The sequence below is a fragment of the Bacillus hominis genome (assembly GCF_018332515.1).
GTDB classification, from domain to species: Bacteria; Bacillota; Bacilli; order Bacillales; family Bacillaceae_G; genus Bacillus_A; species Bacillus_A hominis.
Genome location: NZ_BOQD01000019.1, coordinates 1 through 9311 on the forward strand (window position 1 = coordinate 1; position 9311 = coordinate 9311).

The following is a 9311-nucleotide window of genomic DNA, read 5'->3' on the forward strand; positions in this document are numbered from 1 at the left end:
ATAACTAACTATAATTCTTGAATAGATGTAAATGTCTTATCTTTTTTCATTTATGCGATAATGAAATTAGGTATAGGGAAATTATACAAACGTTTGTTTTAAATATTTTAGCTTTGAATATGATAGTTACAGTATTCAATTGTGTGCTTAGTTAATTTCTCATTTATTATATAAATTTTATATAGCAAAGAAAGAAAGCATCCTCTATGGATGCTACAGTTTAATTAATCAACTCTAAATCAATACCTTTTTCGAGTAATACGTTTTTGTTTTTTTACTTTTTGTTATTGTGTGAGAAATTATTTTCCTTTTCGTACATTAGTTTAAATATAAATAATTTTTTTGTTACTTTAGTTATTCTCCTTTGGGTTGTCTTCTAGCAATTTTAGTAATTCAATGTTGATTTCGTGGCGTTTTTCCTCATCTTTTATATATGGTAAGAGTTCAAATATACATATGTTTGTCATTTTATCGTTAATGTATTCTGGTTTTTCATGTCCTCTTAAATAGATAAAGACTAACTTTTCGCAATGGTCTTTGTATTTGTTATGTGTGTTTGATGTAAAACATGTCCAATAGGATAATTTTGAATCTATCCATAATTTTTGATTAGGTGATGACTTAAATAAGTTGTGTAAGTTCATGTCCATTTTGGTTATTTTAAAGTCTGGTATAATCCAAACATCATCACTTATATGTGTTCTTTCTTGTGTTATATAGGTAACTGATAAACAATCAAAAACTTTTTCTATAATCTTTTCTAGTATTAGACCTTTGCTTCTTTCAAGTGGGTTGTCCATAATGATTGATGTATAATCTATACCAAATTCATTTAAAGCGTTATAGTATGAACCAAAATAATTCACACAAGATTTATATACTTCACTATGATTGTTAATTAAATACATAGGCGTTAAACTGATTCCTTCATTATGAAGGTCTAATAATTTATTTTTCACTTTTTCTTTAGACCATACTTTTCTTTTTGTAATATTGTAGTAGTCAATTCCAGCCTGTTTAACCGCTTCTTCATAAGAATTAAAATACCATTTACATGCGTGATGTAATTCATTGTATTTTTCGGAAACGTATTTGGAGGTTAAATCTTCACCTTTATCGTTTAGTGATTTAATTTCATTTAAAATTTTTTCTTTTGACCATGTTTTTGTTTTTCTAATATCATCATAGTTTAAATTTATTGATTCGATAGCAATTTTATAAGAACCAAAAACGCGTTGGCAACTTGCATGCAAATTTCTATATTTTTGTTGCATGTTTTGAGATGATATATCTTCACCCTTTTCGTATAGATTTCTTAACTCGTTTTGTATGTCTACGGGAGTGAGTTTTTTAACTTGTGATATATAGTTATAATTAATACCCAAATATTCAATTGTATTTTTATATGAACCGAAAATATTTACACATGCATGATACAAACTACTGTTTTTATTTATTATATTTGTAGAATTTAATTTTTCACCACTATCAATGAATTTTTTCATTTCTGTAATAACTTCTTCTTTAGTCCATTTTCTTTTTGTTCTTTTAATTCCTTCCCTTTTCACTACTGTTTTTATCCCTAATTGTTTTAATGTTTCTGTTAAGCCGTCCATGTTATTTCTAATGTGGCCATATTGTGTTTTGTAATTTTTAATTAGATAACGAGAAGTTATGTTTATTCCTTCTGAGTCTAATTTTTTTAATAGTGTATAAATTTCATTATCATTGTGTAATTTAGTTGATTTTTTCACATATCCAATTTCTTTTTTTACTTTTGTTAAACCTCCCATATATCTTGAAATGTAGTTCAAATAACTATGATATCCATTTTCTTGTAAGTATCTTTGAGTTATTTGTATATCTTTATCCATTAAATCTTTAAGGAATTTAATTGTTTCTTCATGTGTTAATTTTGTTCTAACTTCTGAATTTGTCATTATTTGTGCAGTCCCTTTACGATTTTTTATTGTGAACGTGATTTCGACGCTAATCTTTGTCCCTATTGACAAGAGATCAGTGATAGTTGAGTATCTTACATCTTCCAGGGCATTTAAGGGTAAGATGATTCTTTGTTATTGATTAATGATCCAAACGTGAGTGTAGTAATTGATTCTATTTTACATCTATTATATTAGAAAATTGCAGGTTTATCTTGTTATAAAAAGCATCTGTACATGTGATAGCGCTATGTTGCTGGTCGATACCAACAACATTCATATAGCTAGAGAGTAAATAACCATCTTCATAATATGTAATTAGTATTTCTTCTTCAGATAATAAGGAACATAATAATATGTTCTCGATCAGTTCTTTTTCTTCAGCGGTTAAGATCGGCCGAGTCACTTTGTTTTTCTCTTTAATGATTTCACGGATACCAGCAAATTGTTCAGGCATTGCTGCGAACGGTTAACTCTACTATAATAAAAAGCGAATAGTATGTTTAATATAAAAGTCTATTGTTCTTTTTTATCACATCATATAATGATTAACTATATGTTAGTAATTTAGTATGTTATGTTTAAAATGTAAGGAGTTTTTGTAGCTGGAGGATATCTTCTATAAGGTAGGTGTAAAAATAATTGTTAGATTTAGCATAAAATCTAGAGGAGGAATTCTATGCGTGTACAAGAGATCTTGCTTGAGAACAGTAAAAAATACATGTTAATTGATGAAAAAGGGATTCCGATTGTTCCGGTAGTAAAATATCTCAAATATTTGGATAGTACAGGTAAAAGTAGGAATACTCAAAAGACATATTGTTATGCCCTAAAACAATATTTTTTATATTTAAGAGAAACTGAAAAAAATTACAAAGAAATAAAATTAGAAGACTTGGCAGATTTTGTTGGCTGGTTACGTCATCCGTATACTAGTTTAAATGTAGCGTCTATTACTCCTGTGAAATCCAAAAAGACTGAAAAAACAGTAAACTTAACCATTACTACAGTTACAAATTTTTATGATTATTTATACCGTAACGAAGAAATATCTAAAGACATGAATGAAAAACTAATGCGTCAGATTTATACAGGAGGAAGAACACGATATAAGAGTTTTCTACATCATATTAATAAGAATAAGCCCTCTATTCGAAATGTATTAAAAGTAAAAGAGCCTCGTAAAAGAATTCAAATACTCACAAAAGAGCAAGTGCGACAAACTTTCACAGCTACTACAAATATACGGGATGCTTTTCTTATTCAACTTCTGTTTGAAACGGGATTACGTATTGGAGAGGCTCTTTCTCTATATTTGGAGGACTTTATATTTGACCATCAAAAAGGACATCGGATTCGCTTGAGGGACCGAGGAGAATTAGAGAATGGTGCAAAGCTCAAAACAGGAGAACGGGAGATATTTGTATCACAACACCTTATGGATTTGTATGATGATTATCTATATGAAATTATTGATGGACTGAATATTGAAACAAACTTTGTCTTTATTAAGCTACGTGGAAGAAATATGGGTAGACCTATGAATTATAGCGATGTAGAATCTCTCTTTAAACGCTTGCGAAAAAAAACAAAAATTGATATTCATCCTCACCTGTTACGACATACACATGCCACCATATACTACCAAGAGACAAAGGACATCAAGCAAGTACAAGAGAGATTAGGGCATGCTCAAATTCAAACAACAATGAATTTGTACCTCCATCCTTCGGACGAAGATATCCGTAAGGATTGGGAAAAAGCACAAGATGCATTTAAAATCGATGAGAAAAGCTGAAGGTGGTAAATATGAAGCGAAAACGACAAATAAATATAGGAGAAGTAAATTTTCATGAACGATTGAAATATGAGCTTTCTAATTATATAGAAAAAACAATCCAATCTGATGGGTCTGTTACCACTAACCGTGTGGAAAACCCCTATTTTTTAATGAATAACAATTGGAATATCAAATTCTTAGAAAGTATCCCTCAATTTCGGAAAATGGCGGATAATTACAAGGGGAAACGTCGAAATGTGCATTTTCGAATAAATAGTCCAACTGTTAATCTTGAAATAAAATATGTATGGTATCAAAAATTATTCAAAGAACAGTGGGCATTAAGTAGTGGTTTTAATCAAAAAGCTGCATTATTAAACAAATTATCCATTTTTCTTAACGAAAAGTACCCCCATCTTCCCTCTTTATTTGATTTGGATATGGAGAAGGCTGAACGAGAATGGTTGTTTTGGTTAGAACAACATGGAATTCCTACAACAAAGACATCAAAGACCACAATGTTCGACGGATATACACATAAATCCCCCGCAGCAACCTATTTTCGTATCATTCATTCCAACTTCTTGGTGTTAGCAGATCCGCGTGATGAATGGGAGAAAGATCGTTGGGATGTACGGATATTACATACCAAATATGGGATATCCTACAGCAAAAGTTTAACCGCGCATTTTCTTGATTTCACTAAAATAGAACCAATAAAAATAAAAGATAGTACAAAAAAATATATCAAGCAACGTTTAATGGGACGACAGGATCTTTCGTTTGCTACAGCAAGGGGCTATTCAAGAACTTTAACTAAATTTTTTTCTTTCATATTTTCATTAGAACCAACATGGAATGATTTGAAAGGTCTCAAACGATCTCACATGGAGCTATATATTCAATGGTTGCATGAAGACACCAAAAATAAAGGAATTGAAAATCCAGAAAGATATATATCAGAAGGTGTGAAACTTATAAGTAAGTTTTTAGGAGACATTCAAAAATACGAATATGATATTGCTCCAACTACAAACGTAAAATTATTAATTTTCCCAGGAGATAAACCTAAAGTGAAAAAAAAGCCCTATGGGCAAATTGATTACATTCCTGACTTTGTACTGGAACAATTATTCGTTCATCTTAACGAACTTCATAAAGACATCATACCGGTGGTATGGGTAGCGTTTAAAACGGGGCTTCGCATTTCAGATGTATTAGAACTCACAACAGATTGCCTTGTACAATTGAATGGTAAATATTCTATTGTAACTGATATTGAAAAAACGTTTGTACAAGGTCATCGAATTCCAATTGATGAGGAGCTCGCAAAAATTCTTTCGGTTTTAATTTCAAATTCCAAAGAAAATAGCACACAAGATAATAATCCAGAAAAATATATCTTTGTACGATATCAAGGAATAAGAAAAGGTAAGCCCTATACGCAAGGTTGGATTCGAAGACATTTGAATGAACTAGCAGAAAAGAAAAACATTGTAGATGAAAATGGTGATATCTTTCGTTTTAAGACCCATCAATTTCGTCATACATATGCTGTGAAATTATTGAATGGCGGGGCAGATATTTTAACAGTACAAGAATTACTAGCTCATGCATCTCCTGAAATGACTTTACGGTATGCTAAGCTATTGGATGAAACCAAACGAAAAGCATTCGAGTCTGTTATAAATCAAGGAGTTTTCAGCTTTGATTTGAATGGTGAGGTGCAAAAGATTAATGCGGGTGAAGATATTCCTGAGGATATCTTACAAGCACTCTGGCAAGAGCATAAATTAAATGCGATGGACAACCCTTATGGAACATGCCACGCACGATTGAAAGGAGATTGTCCACATATGGAAGCACCACCTTGTTTGACATGTAATAGTGGTAGCCCTTGCAAAGACTTAGCGATTGGATTTTCAGAGCTGGATATTGAAAAATATGAGTTGCACATTAAAACAACAACGAGGGCTGTAGAAATAGCTAAACAGCATAATCGTGAGGATATGGTTGAGAAACATGAAAGGAATTTAAACAGATATCAAGGTATCTTAAATAATATTAGAGAAGGTAATATCATTTTCGGCCGACAAAATCGTATAAAGAGAAAGTATGGTGTGAAATATGAATAATTATGATCGTAGAGAACAGTTAAAAGCAATTCACGCATCCAGAAAGGCAGGTACCGCTCAAAAAATTGATGAAGCTATTCAAAGGCTCGTGCGAGCCAATCAGAACATCAATTTTAATAGCGTAGCAAATGAGGCGGGTGTTGCTAAAGCAACACTCTATAACACTACTGAAATACGCGAACGGATTGAATCTTTACGCCAGAAACAAGCTCAAGTTTCTACTCCAAAGCAAATTAAACGGGAAACGGATGAGAACAATAAGGATGCCATTATTGCTTCATTAAAACGGAAAATTAAGAAATTGGATGGAGAAAATAAAGAAATACGCGAGCAGCTAAAATTTGCTTATGCAGATGTTTATAAAAAAATCTAATGGCACTCCGTTCCCTACATATTCAATAATCGTGCCATTTTGTTAATAAATAATTATTGGATTAATATTAAGCAGGGCGAACCGTACCACCATAAATAGTGGTAAAGCAAAGTAGAAATTTATCTAGCTTGTGAGATGCTAAAAAAATGAAAGAGATCGTTGATATTAGACGGCCTCTTTCATTGCTCTCATTAAGCTTGTATTTCACTCATTAAAGCATGGGTATTACCTTCTGTATCTTTAAAGAATGTCATCCATGTTTCTGTTTGTCCCATTTTCGCTACAATATGTGGTTCATCGATAAAAACAATTTCCTTGCTTAATAAGTCTTCATAAGTCTCTTTAATTTTTTCAACTTGAAAATAAATGACTGAACTAGATTGAGCAAATTCCTCTTTTTCTGGAAGGCTTAAAAAAAGACGCAACCCGTTACATTCAAAGAATGCTATGTTGTCAGTATTAAATAGAAGCGATAATCCTAGTTTTTCTTTATAAAAAGTAATTGCCTTATCTAAATCTTTAACTGGCACCCCAATTTGACCGACTTTCTGAATCATAGTAGTTTCCAATGAGAATTTCCCCTTTCGAATATTATTTCATTCTAATAATATACGGTTTAACTTAGTATTTCTTATCCAAAATCACCTTTTTTCGAAATTCAATAGGAGAAACCCCGACATGCTGTTTAAACATTTTGCTAAAAGATACAGGATTTTGTAATCCCAGTTCAAATGTTATATCAGTCATATTGAAATCTAGTTGCGTTAGAAGCTTTTTCGCTTTTAGAATTCTAAACTCTGATATATGCTGATGAGGCGTTTTCTCATATATTTGTGAGTATGTTCTTAATAAATGGTTTGGCGATAAACAAGCAATTTGAGCAATGTCATTCAATTTAATTGCTTTATCATAATAGGACCTTATATAATCATGTGCGATACTAATCCTTCTATATAATTCTTCTCGTGTAGAATTACGTAGTGCACTTAATGATTCGACTTCTCTCCATGTATTGAAATGTTCAATTAGTATAATTTGCATTAACTTGTGAAATTGTTCTTCATAACCAACTGGATCATTCTCGAGAATAGATAAGTTTTCTTTAAATTTCGTTATTTGAGACAGTAGAATTTTACTTGTATCATAAGTTTTTTCAAAGAATCCAATATAACTCTTATCCTTAAAAGGATCGCTAAGAAGTCTATTGTTCGTTTCTCTTAGTGAGCTTAAAATTTCCTCTGCAAATCCATCTTTAAAAAAGATACAAAAAGATTCTACTTCCTTATTTTCATCAATTGAAATTGTATAAGATCCTTCATTAAGAAGTAAATATCTGCTTTCTTCGACAGCAAAAAAACCTTTACTAGTCTTGTAATGCGCTTTTCCGTTAGAAAATGTTTTAATGGATAATTGGCCGTTCCCTTCCCAATAAAACTGGTTACTTTTTGCATGTAAAACAAAATTAGTAGAATCCATACAATTCATAATATCGTCTCCATAAACATATAATTATAACCTTCAGATAATTCAATTATACATAATAATGGAGGTTGGGTATAAAAATCTTTTCCTTCCCAATGAGTTTTGTTGAACTTTATCATGAATAATTTTTAAAAAAGTTATTCAACAATCGAGCGCGTTTGTTGAATAAGAAGTAAAATTGTTTTACATATTAGTCATATATAATACGTAAAATCCTTTGTTTTTTATGATTTTTTACAATTTAGGTCTTGATAACGAACGGAGACCATTTGACCATACCTCTTCCTTTTGGCATATTAGCGTTATTCACGATCTATGTCCCCCTATTAATGTGTTTCTATGTCTAGCTGTAGCGCTATGCGTGTAGGAAATCCCTCGTAAAATACTGTTCTTCCCAAATCTTGTGCGTATTTCATCCATTACTTTTGTTAACCTCACTTCTTGTTCTCTCTTTGGTACGTTATCGAAAAGAGAAATTTGTTCTTCTCCTTCTTGAAGTAAGTTTGTTAAGGATACGTTTATGCTGCGAATAGGTTCGCCAGTATATTGTTGATGCAAAAAGTATGTACAGATATTATAAATATCCATTGTTAGATTTGTTGGGCGGTTTAAAGTATGCGTTTTTCTAATGCCACCGGTATAACTTTTGCTATAACCGACAGAAAAATGAACGGTTTTAGCAAGCTTATTTTGTCTTCTAAGCCGATAACAAACTTCTTCTATATGTTCCAGTAGAATAATCGGAAATTCTTCTATTGTGTAGTCACGCATTAAAATTTGGCTTTTCCCAATAGAAGTTGTGGCAGGAACATATTTTTCTGAAATGCGACTAAAGTCGATTCCGTGGCTATGTAAGTGTAATTCTTCTCCAATCTTGCCGAAACTTTGTTTTAAGTATTTAAGGGGATAATTGGCTAAATCTCCAATAGAGTATATTCCCTTTCTATTTAACTTTTCTTCTGTTTTATATGATATGCCCCAAAATTTATTAAGGGGTCGTATGCTCCATAGTTTGGTAGGTATATCCTCGTACTGCCAAAAAGCAATTCCATCTTTGTTCTTCTTAGCTTCAATGTCTAGGGCAACCTTACTCATGAGTGGGTTAGGAGCAATTCCGATGGTGCATTCAATTCGTGTATGATCGTATATTTCACGCTTAAATTTCATTGCGAATTCATAAGGATTTTGGGCAAATAAATGAATACTGTCCGTAATATCCATGAAGAATTCATCAATGGAATATTGGTGGAAATCCTCAATAGGAACGTATTGCAAAGCTAATTTTGTTATGTAATTGGAGCATTTAATGTAAGTACTCATAATTGGATTTACAACAAGAATATCTTTTCTGCGAGGAATCTCGTATAATCTTGCCATCTTCTTTACACCTAATGCTTTTAATGGTGGGGTTGCAGCTAGAACGATTGAACCATTTCTATTCACATCACCTACTACAGCCAATTTTGTATGCATAGGATCTAATCCCATTTTGATGCAACTAACTGAAGCGTAAAAACTCCGTAGATCCACACATAAGATGATTCTATTCGGTAGGATTGAATAGTCATACACTGTGATTCCCCCCTCTTCATAAAAGAACG

The 9311-nt window shown here is 31.8% G+C and carries 8 protein-coding genes; 3 read left to right on the forward strand and 5 right to left on the reverse strand.

Annotation, left to right across the window (positions count from 1 at the left end; all coding sequences use genetic code 11):
* Positions 1-350: 350 nt before the first annotated feature.
* Positions 351-1940 carry a hypothetical protein gene (locus tag KI356_RS02905; RefSeq protein WP_000185060.1) on the reverse strand — a complete coding sequence of 530 codons (1590 nt, stop codon included), beginning with the start codon at positions 1938-1940 and terminating at the stop codon, positions 351-353.
* A 175-nt stretch (positions 1941-2115) separates the two neighbouring features.
* Positions 2116-2397: a YolD-like family protein gene (locus KI356_RS02910; protein ID WP_041184802.1), complete on the reverse strand. Its 282-nt coding sequence runs from the start codon at positions 2395-2397 to the stop codon at positions 2116-2118.
* A gap of 222 nt (positions 2398-2619) precedes the next feature.
* Here KI356_RS02910 and KI356_RS02915 point away from each other — a divergent pair, with 222 nt between their 5' ends.
* The 3 genes from KI356_RS02915 to KI356_RS02925 are packed head-to-tail and all read left to right on the forward strand — an operon-like array spanning position 2620 to position 6228.
* Entirely contained in the window at positions 2620-3738 is a 1119-nt protein-coding gene (locus KI356_RS02915) for a tyrosine-type recombinase/integrase (RefSeq protein ID WP_001265871.1), read from the forward strand.
* 11 nt (positions 3739-3749) lie between these two features.
* Positions 3750-5855: a tyrosine-type recombinase/integrase gene (locus tag KI356_RS02920; RefSeq protein ID WP_000824132.1), complete on the forward strand. Its 2106-nt coding sequence runs from the start codon at positions 3750-3752 to the stop codon at positions 5853-5855.
* Positions 5848-6228, forward strand: a complete 381-nt coding sequence (locus KI356_RS02925; RefSeq protein WP_001067218.1) for a DUF6262 family protein — start codon at positions 5848-5850, stop codon at positions 6226-6228. The genes KI356_RS02920 and KI356_RS02925 overlap by 8 nt, the downstream gene beginning before the upstream one ends.
* A gap of 191 nt (positions 6229-6419) precedes the next feature.
* On the opposite strand, the gene KI356_RS02930 is transcribed toward KI356_RS02925, so the two are convergent.
* The 3 genes from KI356_RS02930 to KI356_RS02940 all read right to left on the reverse strand — a co-directional run bounded on the left by KI356_RS02930 (position 6420) and on the right by KI356_RS02940 (position 9282).
* A complete protein-coding gene (locus KI356_RS02930; RefSeq protein ID WP_000450430.1) occupies positions 6420-6797 on the reverse strand; it encodes a VOC family protein in 378 nt (125 codons plus the stop codon).
* Between the two features lie 52 nt (positions 6798-6849).
* Positions 6850-7713, reverse strand: coding sequence for a helix-turn-helix domain-containing protein (locus KI356_RS02935; RefSeq protein ID WP_000995745.1), 864 nt, complete (start codon positions 7711-7713; stop codon positions 6850-6852).
* Positions 7714-8016: 303 nt separating this feature from the next.
* On the reverse strand, positions 8017-9282 hold the full coding sequence (locus tag KI356_RS02940; RefSeq protein WP_000272570.1) for a Y-family DNA polymerase: 1266 nt from the start codon (positions 9280-9282) through the stop codon (positions 8017-8019).
* Between the last annotated feature and the right edge of the window lie 29 nt (positions 9283-9311).